The following is a 15,461-nucleotide window of genomic DNA, read 5'->3' on the forward strand; positions in this document are numbered from 1 at the left end:
CAAAGCAGAAAAGAGTTAATGTAGATTTCCTACAAATAGTAGAGGGGGAGAATTTACATTCATAACGGTAGAGGAAGTGGCAGCAGATGAAAGAGTATATAGCGTTTGATATTGGCGGTACGCAAATTAAGTATGGTATTGTTTCAGAAATAGGGAGAGTATTAAAGCGTCAAACAGTTGCAACAGAAATTCATTTAGGCGGAGAACAAATTATTCAAAAACTTATATATGTATCCAAAAAAATAATGAATGAACATACTATTACCGGAATCGGTATTAGCACTGCGGGAATTGTTGATATTAATAAAGGAATTGTGACGGGAGGTGCGGATCATATTCCGGGATATAGTACTATTCCTATTATTGATAGATTGCAAGAGATATTAAAAGTTCCAGTATCGATTGACAATGATGTGAATTGTGCAGCGTTTGGAGAAAAGTGGAATGGTAGTGGAAGAGAGAAAGATAACTTTATTATGCTCACCCTTGGAACAGGGATTGGGGGAGCAATTTTTATAGATGGAAAATTGTACCGAGGACATTCATTTAGTGCTGGTGAATGGGGGAATATGTTAATAGAAGAAAAAACGTTTGAAGAGGTTGCTTCGATTTCAGGATTAATTCGACTTGTAAGCAAATATAAAGGCAAAGGCAAGTGGAATGGGAAAAGAATTTTCGAGTTGTATGATAAAGGAGATCGGGAAGTTGCTCAAGCAGTTGGGATTTTCTTTAAACATTTGGCAATCGGAATTAGTAATCTTGCTTATATTTTTAATCCAGAAACGATTATTATTGGTGGAGGAATTACCGATAGAGGAAATGAGTTTTTAAAAGAAGTAAAAGAAGAGGTCAGTAAATACTTAAATCAAGAGATTTATAATAATTGTGAGATTGAACTTGCGCAAAACGGTAATTGTGCAGGAATGATTGGTGCTATTTACCACTTCTTACATCATCATAAGTAAATTATATGAATGTTTTCATATAACTGAGAATTTATCCTTTTTATCGCTAGGTAAATAATGCTACAATATAAGAGAAGAATACAATATTTTCCGATTCGGAAAATGCTTTGTAGAAAGGGAGAAACTTCATGCCTATTATTTTAGAAAAAGGTCAAAAGATCGATTTAACGAAAGGACAACCAAAAGTAGCAAAACTACAGGTTGGCTTAGGCTGGGATCCAATTGGGCAATCAGGTGGATTTCTGTCTTCATTATTTGGAAGTAAACCAAATGTAGATTGTGATGCATCTGTTGTTATGTTAGAAGGAAATCGTTTTTTAAACAAAAATGATTTAGTTTACTTCGGAAATAAACTTTCTACTTGTGGTAGTATTATTCATTCAGGAGATAATTTAACAGGTGAAGGCGCTGGTGATGACGAAACAATTTTCGTAGAATTACATAAAGTTCCAAGCCGTATTAATCGTTTAGTATTCGTTGTAAATATTTATGACTGTGTAAATCGTCGTCAAGATTTCGGGATGATTCGTAATGCATATATTCGTATTCAAAACCCGCAAACTGGTGAAGAATTAGCACGCTATAATTTATCGGATAATTATGCTGGCAAAACAACTCTAATTGCAGGTGAAATGTATCGTCACGGAAGTGAATGGAAGTTTTCAGCAGTTGGAGAAGGCACGCAAGATAAAAACTTAAGTGAGATTGTATCACGTTATCAATAAAATAACCGAGGAGGAATTGTATATGGCATCAATTTCATTGAAAAAGGGACAAAAGGTAGACTTAACAAAAACGAATCCAGGTCTTTCGAAAGTTCTTGTAGGACTTGGTTGGGACACGAATCGTTATGACGGACAAAACGATTTCGACTTAGATGTTAGTATTTTCTTAGTAGGCGCGAATGGTAAAGTTTCAGGAGCTGAAGATTTCGTTTTCTATAATAATCCAAAAGGTGCGAATGGTGCTGTAGAGCATTTAGGAGATAACCGCACTGGTGAAGGTGAAGGCGATGACGAAGCGATTAAAGTAGATTTGAAAAATGTTCCTGCTCACATCGAACGTATTTGTTTCACAATTACAATTTATGATGGAGAAGGCCGTAGCCAAAACTTCGGACAAGTTTCTAATTCTTTCGTACGTATTCTTGATGAAGAAAAGAATGCAGAATTAATTCGTTACGATTTAGGAGAAGATTTCTCTATTGAAACAGCCGTAGTAGTAGGTGAATTATATCGTCATGCAGGTGATTGGAAATTCAATGCAATCGGAAGTGGATTCCAAGGTGGATTAGCGTCTCTATGTAATAACTTTGGTTTAGATGTAGAGTAATAGATTTGATTTATATATCCATCGGTGAAATGTATGTTTACTGATGGATATATTTTTAAAGATAAAAATATAGAGGTGAATATAGATGGTTATTCAATTACAAAAAGGCCAGAAAATCGATTTAGGTAAGACAAGCCCTGGTTTAACAAAAGCAGTAATTGGTCTTGGATGGGATATTAAATCTTATGACGGCGGAGCCGATTTCGATTTAGATGCATCTGCCTTTTTATTAGATGCAAACGGAAAATGTACGAAGGAAACTGATTTTATCTTCTATAATAATTTACAGTCTCCTTGTGGATCTGTTTTACATACAGGAGATAACCGTACAGGTGAAGGTGAAGGTGACGATGAGCAACTTGTTGTGGATTTGAAGAAAGTTCCAGCAGATGTGCACAGAATTGCTATTACAGTTACGATTTATGATGCAGAAGGCCGTAGTCAAAATTTTGGGCAAGTAGGAAATGCGTTTGTTCGTTTAGCGAATGAAGAAACGAGTGAAGAAGTTCTTCGTTTTGATTTAGGGGAAGATTTCTCCATCGAAACAGCAGTTGTCTTTTGTGAATTATACCGTCATAATGGACAGTGGAAGTTTAATGCAGTAGGAAGTGGATTCCAAGGTGGTTTAGGTGCGCTTGTAAGAGCGTATGGCTTGGATGCATAGAAAGGAAACGATATTCGTTTCCTTTTTTTGACCTTTCTATAAATCTAGCAAAGAATAGGGGATAAAGGTAAGATGAGTATTTTGCAAGGAATCCTTGATACGTATGCTCAGTTTTTCGACTTGGACATGTGGATTAAAGTGTTGCAGGATCCAGTATCTTGGGGATTAATTGGTACACTTGTTGTACTTGAAGGATTATTATCTGCTGATAACGCACTTGTGTTAGCGGTAATGGTAAAACATCTTCCGGAAGAAAAACGTAAAAAAGCATTATTCTATGGACTTATTGGAGCTTATGTGTTCCGCTTTATTGCGATTGGAATCGGAATGTTCTTAATTAAATTATGGTGGGTAAAACTTCTTGGTGCACTTTACCTTGCTTGGTTATCAGTAAAATACTTTATTGATAAGCGTAAAGGTGCAAGTGAAGAAGACGAAGCTCACGGTATGAATCAAAATAGTATTCTCTTTAGAATGTTTGGTGTCTTCTGGGGAACAGTTGCGATGGTTGAATTAATGGATATCGCATTCTCTGTAGATAGCGTACTTGCTGCATTTGGTGTATCTAATGAAGTTTGGATTTTACTATTAGGCGGAATGCTAGGTATTTTAATGATGCGTGGTATTGCTGGTGTATTCTTAAAATTGTTAGAGCGTATTCCAGAGCTTGAAACGACAGCATACATTTTAATCTTAATTATTGCAGCAAAAATGTTACTGTCTTTAATCGAGATTGAGATTAGTCATACACTATTCTTTATTATTTTAGTTGTAGCATTTGGAGCAACATTTATACTTCACTACATGAAGAATTCTGGACAAGCTAGAGAAGAAGTTGCAGCTACTAAAGAAGACAATAAATAATTGAAATGGGTTTGCTCGTTTTGCGAGCGCCCATTTTTTATAACCAAAAATAGTTTATAATAGAAGAAGGACTTAGAAAAAACGTAAATGTTTTTGGAGGTGAACTGTTGTGTTTTCACGTTTTACACTTCAACCATATGCATTAAAAGACGAATCAGATTTAAAGCAATTTGAAACGCTTTTAGAAAAACGCCCACAATATGAGCTGACAGAGAATGAGATGAAATTTAGTTATATAGCATGTCGAATCCTTGGCGTTCCTAATGATGTAGATGAATATTTTAATGAACTGTTTGATTATAGTGAAGCGAAAGGAATCGAAGTTTTACACGAACAAAATTTAAACAAAGTGATTGATTCGGAAAAGCTTCGTCATATTCAAGAAGTGTTCGGATTACATCAAGAAGCACCAAATGGTCTGACAGTAAATAGGCTAGTTGCACACTTATCTGGGAAACAACTTTTACCGAAAGTAGACAATCCTGATTTACAGCATTACATACATACGACGTTTATTTCACTATTGAAATTATATGAGAAGCAACATAATCAGTCGTTAAAGACAGAAGGCTTCCGTCGTTTCTTAATCGACATAATTAAACTAAGCGAAAATTACGTAGCGAAGTGGTTCTCTACGATTAATTATAAGAAACAAATGCCGCGTATCATTTGGTACGGTGATGCACAGGAAAGCCGTATATATTTCTTATACTTTCTTATTATGCTCGGTTGTGATGTGCTTTATTATCACCCAGAAGGAAAAGATGGATTTGAAAATATTGATGAAGAGGGAAGAACTTTTGTTGTATCTCATTCAAGTCGCATTTCGCTTGAACCATTCCCTGATCGTCGCCGTGAGCGTGTTGCAACAGTAGCGTATCAAGCTTCGAAAGAAATTGAACAAGTACTTCACCACGATAATTCACTGCTGTACAAGCCGTGGCAATTCCGTTCCTATACACCTGTAGCACGTACGTTAAAAACGACATATGATGAACTCTTTTTAATTACGAAAGAAAAGGCATTTGTACGCCCAACATTCTTTGTTGAAAATAAACATATTTATATTCCTTCTTTATTTGCGAAAATATCAGGCGTTTCAAAGAATGATAAAGAATATTTTCAACGATTAAAGGCTGTTACATCATTTGATAACAGTTTACTAATTAATACATTCCCATTTACGAAAGAGCAAAAAGCAAACTTCCAATATCATTATCGAGATGCATTGGACCGAGCTGGAAAATTGCATCCTGATCTAATTATGAATAGCCATTGGTGGCCGCATAAGCGTTTACCGGAAGGTTTACAGCATGGGATTGCAGAGGCGATTATCCATACGTGCGAAAGTGAAATGTGCAAACCAATTGCGAAAGAGACGAAACAAGATGTAGCGCTATATGTTTTCGCACAACTTTCTCAAATACCACCGAATATTTTAGAACAGCTTGAGAAATTTGATTATTCACAAGATGTACCGAAAATTGTTATATTTAATAATGAGAAGAGCGGAGAATTAACTCGTTCTGACGCTGTTTTATTACTATTTTTGAATCAAATTGGAGTAGATGTATTCCATTTCAATCCAACGGGAAGAAACGATATTGAACCGTATATTGAAGCGGGGGCATTTGATTCACATTGGCTTGAAGAGGTTAATTTCGATCTTGAGTTTCATGGTTCATCAGCCTATAAAAATTTATCACAAACAATAAAAGGACTATTTCGTCCATTTTTATAAGGAAAGGGAGAATACCATATGAATAACCCAGTCGTACTAGATCCGAAAACAGAATTAAATGAACAAACAGCACAAGATGTTCGCTTACAACTTAGACAAGATGCGGATGTACAACGTATTTATAATGCGGTAGATATTAAAGATCAATTAGAATTAATTGAACTTGGAAAAGAACCTTCTATGGAAATTTCACGTTTTGCTGATCAAATTTTACATACAATGTCATTATCAAAGATAGAAGATTCTGGTGAATTATTAAAACAGCTTGGTAAAATTATGGACCGATTTGATAGTAAAGACTTTGCGGAAGAAAAAAGTGGTTTCTTCTCACGTATGTTCAAAAAAGCGGATAAAATGATAGAACAAATCTTTAGTAAATATCAAACGATGGGCCGCGAAATTGATAAAGTTTATGTGGAAATTACGAAGTACCAAGATGAGATGAAAAAATCAATTGGTACGTTAGATGGCTTGTATGAGCAAAACTTAAAATATTATTTAGACTTAGAGAAGTACGTAGTAGCAGGAGAAATGTTATTAGAGCGTTTAAATACAGAGTTAGTTCCGATGTATGAAGAGCGTGTACGTAATAATGATCAATTAGCAGGTATTGAATTAGAGTCGCTTAAAAACTCTGTTGAAATTTTAGAACAGCGTATTGACGATTTAGAAAAAGCACGTATGGTTGCGTTACTTACAGCACCACAAATTCGTATGATTCAACGTGGTAATAATAAATTAATTGGTAAAATCAATACAGCATTTATTACAACGATTCCTATCTTTAAAAATGGTATCATTCAAGCGGTAAATGCCAAGCGCCAAAAGCTTGTTGCAGATTCTATGGCTGAACTGGATCGCCGTACAAATGAATTACTTAAGAAAAATGCACAAAATATCGCAACGCAAAGTGTAGAAGTAGCGAGATTATCAGGTTCTTCTAGTATTAAGATGGAAACACTTGAGGAAACTTGGAACATTATTTCAAGAGGTATGCAAGAAACACAACAAATTGAAGAACAAAATAAACGTGAGCGTGAAGAAAGCCGCAAGCGTATGGCTACATTAACAGAGAATATCAAAAAAGAATTACAAGGATAAAGTGAAACTTTAATCAGTGGGGTTTTGTTCATCACCACCGATTATTAGCCTTCACCAATTGGACACTTATGGGCAGTTAATCCATCACCTAACTTCTTTGCTCAAACTGAATTTTGAGGTGGGAGTTTTACTGCACGGAAAATAGCAGGATAAATGAAAAGGCAATGAGGAATATTCCTCATTGCCTTTTAGTTTTTCTTCACTAATTTAATGATTTCATTCACAACAAGCGGAATGATACTTAATAAGAGAACAAATCCCCAATCTCGCATCGTTAATGCATGTACACCGAATATATTTGCAAGGGGCGGGATGGAGATGATACAAACTTGCATAAGAACACCGATAAGGAGGGAGAAGACTAAATATTTATTTGTAAAGATCCCAATTGAAAAAATCGATTTCGTTCTTGAACGCAAGTTAAATGAATGAACGAGCTGAGAAAAACTAAGAACGACAAATGCCATCGTTTGAGCGTGTAATAGAGCATCGTCATCAATTCGCTCTGGGAAAAGAGGAAATAAATTTGTATCTCCAGTATAGAATTTTGCTCCGGCGATAAAAGCTATTAGCGTTAAAAGTCCAATGATAACTCCATTGAAAATCAGGAAAGGAACGCTGCCGCTAAATAAGCTTTCTTTTGCATGTCGTGGTTTTTCCTTCATCACATCTGGGTCTTCAGGATCAACCCCAAGTGATAATGCAGGCAGTGTATCTGTAATTAAATTCACCCACAAAATGTGAATAGGTCGTAGTGGTGTTGCCCAGCCGAGTAAAATGGCTAAAAATAAAGCGATAATTTCTCCGAAGTTACAAGAGAGTAGGAAGAGAATTGATTTTTTTATGTTGCGATAAATATTTCTACCTTCTTCAACGGCTTTCACGATAGATGAGAAATTATCATCTGTTAACACGACATCTGCTGCCCCTTTTGCAACGTCTGTTCCTGTAATGCCCATCGCTACGCCAACATCAGCTTGCTTTAAAGATGGTGCATCATTGACACCGTCACCAGTCATAGAAACGATATTTCCTTTCGCGCGTAATGCCTTTACAATTTTCACTTTATGCTCAGGAGAGACTCTAGCGAATACATTTAAATGATTAATTTTGCTAGCTAGTTCTGTATCAGAAACGTTATCTAATTCAGTTCCAATCATAATTTCCGATATTTCTTCAGCAATGCCAAGTTCTTTGGCAATTGCAAAGGCGGTATCTTTATGGTCACCAGTAATCATAACTGTGCGAATACCGGCTTTTTTACATTCTGTAATTGAATCTTTCACTTCAGTTCGTGGTGGATCAATCATACCGACAAGACCAATAAAGATAAGATTTTCTTCAAGATGGTTTATATCCACATTGTTTGAATTGTATTGTTTAAATGCGAATGAAAGTACTCTTAAAGCTTCTTGAGACATTGCTCCGGCAGCTTCTAATATTTGATTTTTATCAGAATCAGTTAAAATCTCGATTTTGCCGTTTTTAAAAATATGGGTACATCGAGGTAAGAGTTTATCAATAGCGCCTTTCGTCATGCTATAGTAGCCTTCATCGTATGTATGTACGGTTGACATCATTTTACGATCTGAATCGAAAGGTACTTCGTTAACACGTTCATGTATTTTTTCTAAATGATCTTTTTGCATGTTAAAAGTGGTTCCAGCAACGAGAAGTGCAATTTCAGTCGGGTCTCCCGTTTGTGATTCGTTAGTGTAAGAAGCATCATTACATAGCACCATATTTTCTAACAATAGACGTTGCGCATCATTATTTACATTTAAACTTTCTAAGCGATCGTATGTGTTATCACTATAAAAGTGAGTAACGGTCATTTTATTTTGCGTTAACGTACCTGTTTTATCTGAACAAATAATTGTGACAGAACCGAGGGCTTCAACAGCTGGTAGTTTCCGAATGATAACGTTTTGTTTAATCATACGTTGCACACCAATTGCAAGAACGATGGAAACGATAGCTGGCAAGCCTTCTGGAATAGCTGCAACGGCTAAACTAATAGCAGTCATAAACATTTCTAACGTATCCCGGCCTTGTAAAAAACCGATGAGGAACATAACTATACAAATAGCTACAGCGACAAAGCCTAAATATTTTCCGACTTGTGCTAAGCTTTTTTGAAGTGGTGTCATATCATCGTCTGCTTCATGTAAAAGGGTAGCAATCTTACCAATTTGTGAGTTCATTCCAGTTTCAACAGCAACACCGACGCCTCTTCCGTATGTTACAAGAGTGGACATAAATGCCATGTTTTTTTGATCGCCGAGTGGTACTTGCTCATCACTTTGCATGGAAGGGTGGTAGATTGCATCTTTATCAACAGGGACAGATTCGCCAGTTAGAGCAGATTCTTCAACTTTTAAATTTGCGGTTTCAATAAGGCGTAAATCGCATGGGATATATCGTCCGGCGTCGAGCATAACGATATCCCCTGGAACGACGTGCTCAGATGGAATTTCTTTTAGTTCACCATTTCTCTTGACGATAGCTTTAGGTGTTGCCATCTTTTTCAATGCCTCTAAAGCTTGTTCTGCTTTCGATTCTTGGACAACACCGATAACAGCATTTAAAACTACAACAAGCGCGATAATACTGGCATCCGCCCATTCACCTACAAAGGCAGAAATAAGGGCAGCAATAATAAGGACATATACGAGGACGTCATTAATTTGGGCGAAAATACGCTGCCATAAAGTGCGTTTTTGTTTTGTAGCTAATTCATTAGAACCGTATTGCTTTAAACGTTCACTTACAATCTCATCTGTTAAACCGTTTTGTTCGTTTGTTTCTAGGTCAATCAATGTTTGATCTTTCGTCTTACTGTACCAATTGCTCATAAGTAAGCACCTCCAGTAAAAACAGTTAGCAATGGTAGTGTTGCTATTATTTGTGAGTAGTATGTATGGAGAAAAAATCTAAGGTGAGGTTCTACTTCTATTGTACAATATTTTACAGTTGGTTGAGGGAAAGAGAAGAGTTGTCATGAATTTGTTGGAAATAAAAAAGAGCCTCATAATAAGAGAGGCTTTTTTACTTTTTAATTAATGTACCTAATTCTTCTGTAATAGCTTGCATTTCACTAATGCTGAATGTTTCACGTTTCATAACATGATCATAAATGTCACGTAAATCTTCGTACATTTCTTCGTTAAAACTAGCAGCTCTCATCGCTCCAGCATTAACCATACGTAATTTTTCTTTAATAGCTTCGACCATGTATTCAACGTTTTCTTCTGACTTTACGGATAAATCCACCGAAGTGTCCCCCTTTAAAATAACATAAGGCTATCTTAACATTTTTTATCATTTTCGTTAATGAATCTTTTCAATCCCATTAAATTAGTAGGGATTTCCTTTATATTTAATAATTGGTTGTTTATACTATAAGTATATATGAAGAAATGCACCAAGAAGGGAAGAAACAAAAATATGGTTCAAGTATTGTTTGTTTGTCTTGGGAACATTTGCCGTTCTCCGATGGCAGAAGCGATTTTTCGAAATCTTGTCGTAAAAGAGGGACTTGAAGAGAAAATTGTCATTGATTCTGCAGGAACTGGAGATTGGCATGTTGGTCATCCGCCACATAAAGGAACACAAAAAATTTTAAAAGAAAATGCAGTCACTTTTGAAGGAATTAAAGCAAGGCAAGTAGAAAAAGAAGACTTAACAAAGTTTGATTATATTATTGCCATGGACAACAAGAATATAGCAGATTTAAAAAGTTTAGGTAAAACTGGAGGCTATATTGGTAGGCTGTCCGACTTTGTTCCAGACGGTGGCTGGACAGACGTTCCTGACCCTTACTATACAGGGAATTTCCAAGAAGTATATGACCTTGTAACAGAAGGGTGTGCAAAGCTATTAGCTTTCATTCGAAATGAACAAGGAATATGAGGAAGCTTAGAAAGAAATACTTTCTAACATAAGAAATGAAAGGGTGAAGGAATATGGCAAAGAAAAATAATATTGCTCGAAACATTGCGATTGGTGTAGCTGCAGGTGTAGCTGTATCCATGTTAAAGAAAGAAAACCGTGAAAAAGTAAAAAATACAGCAGAAAAAGCAAAAACAAAGATGATTGAAATTGGTGAAAATGCAAAGATCAAAGAAAAAGTGCAAACTGTTACAGATAAAGGACGCGAACTTGCTGATTTCAATGTGGTAAAAGCGAAAGTAGCAGAAATTAAAAAATTAACGCCATCTGTTGTAGAGACGTTAAAAGAAACGAAAGAAATTTTTAGTAAGAAAAAAGTTGAGCCAGAAGAAAAGCCAGAAACGATTGAAATTCAAGCTGTATCTCCAAAGGTAGATGAGCTGAAAGCAGAAGAAGAGCCAGTAGTTGCTGAAGATGGTGGTATGAAAGAAGCGCGTGAATTATTTATAAAAGACTCAAATGCAGTGGAAAAAAAAACTGAAGCGTACATTGAGTTAAAGCAAGATAAAGAAGAGAAGAAAAGCGTTTAAACATATATGAGAAAAATTTTAGAAAAGGTGAGAAGAAATCGTACTTATTCGTTTGGTAAAGATTTATATGACCGGACGATGCGCGATGATGTAGCGGGCTTGGCAGCACAGCTCGCTTATTTCTTCTTGCTTGCAATTTTTCCTGGGCTCGTTTTCTTAATTACGCTTCTTGGATTTATTCCCATTCAAACAGAGGATGTGCTTAGTTTATTAGAGGTTTATGTACCAGATGATGCAATGAACTTAATTGAGGTAAATGTAGATAAAGTTGTAAACCAGCAAAATGGTGGTTTATTATCATTTGGTTTATTATCCATGTTATGGTTTGCCTCAAATGGTGTTAATGCGGTTATGAATGCTTTTAACCGCGCTTATGACGTAAAGGAAACACGTTCTTTTATTACAACAAGAGCGTTATCAATTGTGTTTACATTAGCTATTATTTTTATGATTGTCTTTGCGTTAATTGTTCCGGTATTCGGACAAGTTATTGGAGCAGCAGTGTTTAAAGCACTCGGTTTATCAGATAGTTTTTCTTTCGTATGGAGCATTACACGATTAGTAGCGAGTTTCTTCGTACTATTTGCTTTGTTTAGTTTCTTATATACATTTGCACCAGATCGAAAGTTAAAAAGAAGAGAAGTTATTTCAGGGGCGTTATTTGCTACTGTAGGATGGATTGTGGTGTCTTACTCATTTGCTTATTATGTAGATAAGTTTGCGAATTACGCCAATACATATGGTGGTCTCGGTGGTATCATTATTTTAATGTTATGGTTTTATTTAACTGGATGGGTAATTTTACTTGGCGGTGAAATTAATGGTTTACTCCACCATTATAGAACCGGTGACAATAATTCCCGTAATGAATAATGAGTTCTTGTTCCATAATAAAAAGGAACAGGGGGGATATTTCATGAGTAATAATAAAAAGAACCATAATAATAAAAGTAATAATAAACAAAAGAGCAGTTCGCATCCAAAGCATAAAACGAGTAGCAGTGCGAACGGTCATAATAGCTATCACTAAAAAAAACGGGTCCTCTATGAGGGACCCGTTTTATTTGCTTCCTTTTAGTAATCGTAAGCCATTCAAAATGACAAGAATCGTACTTCCTTCATGACCAATAACACCGAATGGAAGAGCTAAAAATTGCAAGAAGTTTGAACAAATTAGCATGGCAATAACGGCTAGCGAAAAGATTACGTTTTGCTTCACAATACGGTTCATTTGTTTTGATAAACGAATTGCTTGGGAAAGGCGAGATAGTTCGTTCTTCATCAGTACAACATCTGCAGTTTCTAAAGCTACATCTGTTCCTTCTCCCATTGCGACACCAATGCTAGCAGTAGCTAGGGCAGGTGCATCATTTATACCGTCTCCAACCATTGCTACTGTACCGTATTTTTCTTTTAACTTTTTAATCGTTTCAACTTTTGTTTCTGGTAAGCATGATGCGTAATATTCCTTTATATTACTTTCAGAGGCAATTGCTTTTGCCGTTTCTTCATTATCTCCAGTAATCATAATTGCTTCGACACCAATGCTTTGTAAATCACGAATAGCAGCTATTGTTTCTTGGCGAAGCGTATCTTTTAAAGCGATAAGTCCAAGAATGCCTCCCTCATCACTAATATAAACGACAGTTTTACCTTCTTTTTCAAGTGAGGCAGAAATACCATTATGAAATGTCTTTGTTTCTTCACCGATAAAATCAGCTTTACCTATTTTATAAGCGTTGTTTTCCAATATTCCTTTTAGACCAAAACCAGTTACATCTTCAACCTTTTCTGGTTTTTTTAAAGTAATGTCGTACGCATGTTGTGCATATTTAACAATGGATTCAGCTAAAGGATGTGTAGAGTGACTTTCAATTGATGCTGTAATATAAAGTACTTCTTTTTCTGTTATATTTTCTCGAACATATACATCTGTTACGGTAGGTTTACCTTCTGTTAATGTTCCTGTTTTATCAAACGCGATTGCTTTCACAGAAGCAAGGCGTTCTAAATGTATACCGCCTTTAAAGAGAATACCGTTTCTCGCTCCGTTAGAAATGGCTGATAACGTAGCTGGTGTAATGGCAGCTACGAGCGCACAAGGAGATGCGACTACAAGTAAGATCATAGCGCGATAAAACGTTTCATTCCAGCTCCAGTCAAGTAAGAAATGAGGAACGAACATCATAAGCGCAACAACGAGTAGTACACCTTTTACGTATGTTCCTTCAAACTTTTCAATGAATAGTTGTGATGGTGATTTTTCACTTTGTGCACTTTGGACGAGACGGATAATCTTTTGGAATAATGTTTGATCGCTCGGCTTCGTAATTTTAACTTCGATAGCACCACGTAAATTTACAGTACCTGCAAATACTTCATCGCCATGTCTTTTCTCATTTGGAATAGGTTCTCCTGTGATTGCTGCCTCATCGATATTTGTTTCACCGTTATGAATCGTACCGTCAGCAGGAACACGTTCACCGGGTTTAATTAAAATAATGTCGTTAATTTGTAACTCTCCAACAGGAACACGTTCCTCAGTTCCGGTGGAAATACGTAATGCTTCTTCAGGCTGTAAGTCAAGAAGAGCGGAAATTTCTTTTTGGCTCTTACTTAACGTATAAGATTCCATAGCACCGCTGAGTGCAAAGATGAAGATTAAAATAGCCCCTTCTGCCCAGTAGCCAATAATTGCAGCACCAATAGCTGCAAAGAGCATTAGCATTTCAACATTTAGCTCTTTTTCTTCAATCGTATCTTCAATTCCTTCTTTTGCTTTTGCATATCCACCAACTATATAAGCAAGGATATAGCAAGTAATACCTACATTCATTGCATCGTTCTTTGTAAATAACCAACCAACTAAAATAAAAATACCAGATGCTACTGCAAATACAAGTTCATAATGTTTTTTTAATGTGTCCCATAAAGAGGGATGAGAAATTGTTTCTTTTGCGTGTAACGTTTTTACTTCTGAGTTCATTACTACTCGCTCCTTCCGAATTCTTATTGAGAAAAATAATCAAAATCGAAACCCCTATAAAACGACGAAAGCTGCCATCCATAATGGATAGCAGCATTTCTGTTGAATCTGTTTTTAATAGTTATTATGTTGTAATTATTCTATAGTATATCATATGTTTTTATGAGATGGTACGGTTTTGTTTCAAGTATAAACGGAAAACTTGTGTTTTCGCAATTCCTTTGGTATATATGAATATTGTTCATAAAAAGGTCGGAAAGGAAGACAACAAGTGAAGACAGAGAAATTTTTTACCCATCCGATTGGCGTATTTATTGCTGCAATAGTAGCAACTTTTTTATGGGGAAGCGCATTTCCTTTTATTAAGTTAAGTTATGCTGAACTTGGAATTCAACCACAAGAAGTTGGAGAACAAATATTATTTGCCGGTTATCGCTTCTTGTTATCTGGAGTCATGCTCTTATTATTCTTTAAAGTGTTAGGAAAAGATATGAGCTTCAAAAAAGGAACGGGGAAACAGTTAATACAAATTGGTTTATTCCAAACGTTTCTTCAATATATCTGTTTTTACATTGGAATGAGTTATAGTTCGGGAATTGAAGGAGCTATCATTTCAGGGACATCATCATTCTTTCAAATTTTACTCGCCCATTTTTTATATAAAGATGATGCCCTCAATATGAGAAAAATAATTGGCGTATCGATTGGCTTTTGTGGCGTCGTTTTAGTAAATGTGCCGAGTGATGGTAGCTTATCATTTCATTTTGGAATCGGAAGCTTATTACTTCTTAGTGCAGCAATGCTGTATTCATATGGAAACATATTAGCGAAAGAAGGTAGTAAAACGTTAGATGTTGGCTATATGACAGCATACCAAATGATGTTTGGTTCTATAGGATTATTATGTATAGGGGCTTTACAAGTTGGAGTAATGCCATTTACATTTAGTCTACATGCACTACTTATGCTGATTTATTTATCTTTCTTATCTGCAGCTGGTTTTTGCATTTGGAATACAATTATGAAGTACAATAAGGTTGGAAAAGTATCTATGTATATGTTCTTTATACCCGTATTTGGTGTGTTATTATCGAGCATGATTTTAGGTGAAGCAATTCATTCATTTGTGTTACTCGGTTTAGCATGTGTAGCCGCGGGAATTATTGTGGTAAATCGGACGCCAGCTAAGCAAAAAATAGAGAAAGAAAAACAAGTAGCATAGAAAGCAGAAAAGCGATTACAATGGAAGAACAGTACTGTTCTTCTTTTTTATAGAAAAAGGATAATAGACTAAGTGTAACGAAAAAAGATACAAAAAGCATTTATT

The 15,461-nt window shown here is 35.8% G+C and carries 14 protein-coding genes; 11 read left to right on the forward strand and 3 right to left on the reverse strand.

Annotation, left to right across the window (positions count from 1 at the left end; translation table 11 throughout):
• The first annotated feature begins 86 nt into the window (after positions 1 to 86).
• The 7 genes from ACX9TM_RS02360 (at position 87) to ACX9TM_RS02390 (ending at position 6,667) form a co-directional block, all read left to right on the forward strand.
• Entirely contained in the window at positions 87 to 965 is an 879-nt protein-coding gene (locus ACX9TM_RS02360; protein ID WP_000666119.1) for an ROK family protein, read from the forward strand.
• Between the two features lie 128 nt (positions 966 to 1,093).
• Complete coding sequence (locus ACX9TM_RS02365) at positions 1,094 to 1,690, forward strand: TerD family protein (RefSeq protein ID WP_001121595.1); 597 nt, start codon at positions 1,094 to 1,096, stop codon at positions 1,688 to 1,690.
• A gap of 22 nt (positions 1,691 to 1,712) precedes the next feature.
• Positions 1,713 to 2,297 carry a TerD family protein gene (locus tag ACX9TM_RS02370; protein ID WP_000146726.1) on the forward strand — a complete coding sequence of 195 codons (585 nt, stop codon included), beginning with the start codon at positions 1,713 to 1,715 and terminating at the stop codon, positions 2,295 to 2,297.
• Between the two features lie 85 nt (positions 2,298 to 2,382).
• Positions 2,383 to 2,961, forward strand: a complete 579-nt coding sequence (locus ACX9TM_RS02375; RefSeq protein WP_000236643.1) for a TerD family protein — start codon at positions 2,383 to 2,385, stop codon at positions 2,959 to 2,961.
• Between the two features lie 72 nt (positions 2,962 to 3,033).
• Entirely contained in the window at positions 3,034 to 3,825 is a 792-nt protein-coding gene (locus ACX9TM_RS02380) for a TerC family protein (protein ID WP_000025704.1), read from the forward strand.
• A 109-nt stretch (positions 3,826 to 3,934) separates the two neighbouring features.
• A complete protein-coding gene (locus ACX9TM_RS02385; RefSeq protein WP_000492859.1) occupies positions 3,935 to 5,566 on the forward strand; it encodes a YceG family protein in 1,632 nt (543 codons plus the stop codon).
• Between the two features lie 18 nt (positions 5,567 to 5,584).
• Positions 5,585 to 6,667, forward strand: a complete 1,083-nt coding sequence (locus ACX9TM_RS02390) for a toxic anion resistance protein (RefSeq protein ID WP_001064409.1) — start codon at positions 5,585 to 5,587, stop codon at positions 6,665 to 6,667.
• Positions 6,668 to 6,855: 188 nt separating this feature from the next.
• Here ACX9TM_RS02390 and ACX9TM_RS02395 read toward each other — a convergent pair whose 3' ends face one another.
• Both ACX9TM_RS02395 and ACX9TM_RS02400 read right to left on the reverse strand, forming a co-directional pair.
• A complete protein-coding gene (locus ACX9TM_RS02395) occupies positions 6,856 to 9,522 on the reverse strand; it encodes a cation-translocating P-type ATPase (RefSeq protein ID WP_065381858.1) in 2,667 nt (888 codons plus the stop codon).
• 193 nt (positions 9,523 to 9,715) lie between these two features.
• Positions 9,716 to 9,940 (reverse strand): DUF1128 domain-containing protein, encoded by a 225-nt coding sequence (locus ACX9TM_RS02400; RefSeq protein ID WP_000366196.1) that lies wholly within the window; start codon positions 9,938 to 9,940, stop codon positions 9,716 to 9,718.
• A 174-nt stretch (positions 9,941 to 10,114) separates the two neighbouring features.
• On the opposite strand from ACX9TM_RS02400, the gene ACX9TM_RS02405 reads away from it, so the two are divergent.
• The 3 genes from ACX9TM_RS02405 to ACX9TM_RS02415 are packed head-to-tail and all read left to right on the forward strand — an operon-like array spanning position 10,115 to position 12,021.
• Entirely contained in the window at positions 10,115 to 10,579 is a 465-nt protein-coding gene (locus tag ACX9TM_RS02405; protein WP_000250916.1) for a low molecular weight protein-tyrosine-phosphatase, read from the forward strand.
• Between the two features lie 53 nt (positions 10,580 to 10,632).
• Positions 10,633 to 11,148, forward strand: coding sequence for a DUF4075 domain-containing protein (locus ACX9TM_RS02410; protein WP_001085387.1), 516 nt, complete (start codon positions 10,633 to 10,635; stop codon positions 11,146 to 11,148).
• Positions 11,149 to 11,154: 6 nt separating this feature from the next.
• On the forward strand, positions 11,155 to 12,021 hold the full coding sequence (locus ACX9TM_RS02415; RefSeq protein WP_001226536.1) for a YihY/virulence factor BrkB family protein: 867 nt from the start codon (positions 11,155 to 11,157) through the stop codon (positions 12,019 to 12,021).
• Positions 12,022 to 12,208: 187 nt separating this feature from the next.
• Here the strand turns inward: ACX9TM_RS02415 and ACX9TM_RS02420 are convergent, their stop codons facing one another.
• Positions 12,209 to 14,134: a heavy metal translocating P-type ATPase gene (locus ACX9TM_RS02420; protein ID WP_065381859.1), complete on the reverse strand. Its 1,926-nt coding sequence runs from the start codon at positions 14,132 to 14,134 to the stop codon at positions 12,209 to 12,211.
• 271 nt (positions 14,135 to 14,405) lie between these two features.
• Here ACX9TM_RS02420 and ACX9TM_RS02425 point away from each other — a divergent pair, with 271 nt between their 5' ends.
• Positions 14,406 to 15,356 (forward strand): DMT family transporter, encoded by a 951-nt coding sequence (locus ACX9TM_RS02425; protein WP_065381860.1) that lies wholly within the window; start codon positions 14,406 to 14,408, stop codon positions 15,354 to 15,356.
• The last annotated feature ends 105 nt before the right edge of the window (positions 15,357 to 15,461 follow it).

Source organism: Bacillus sp. LH1, from assembly GCF_057924895.1.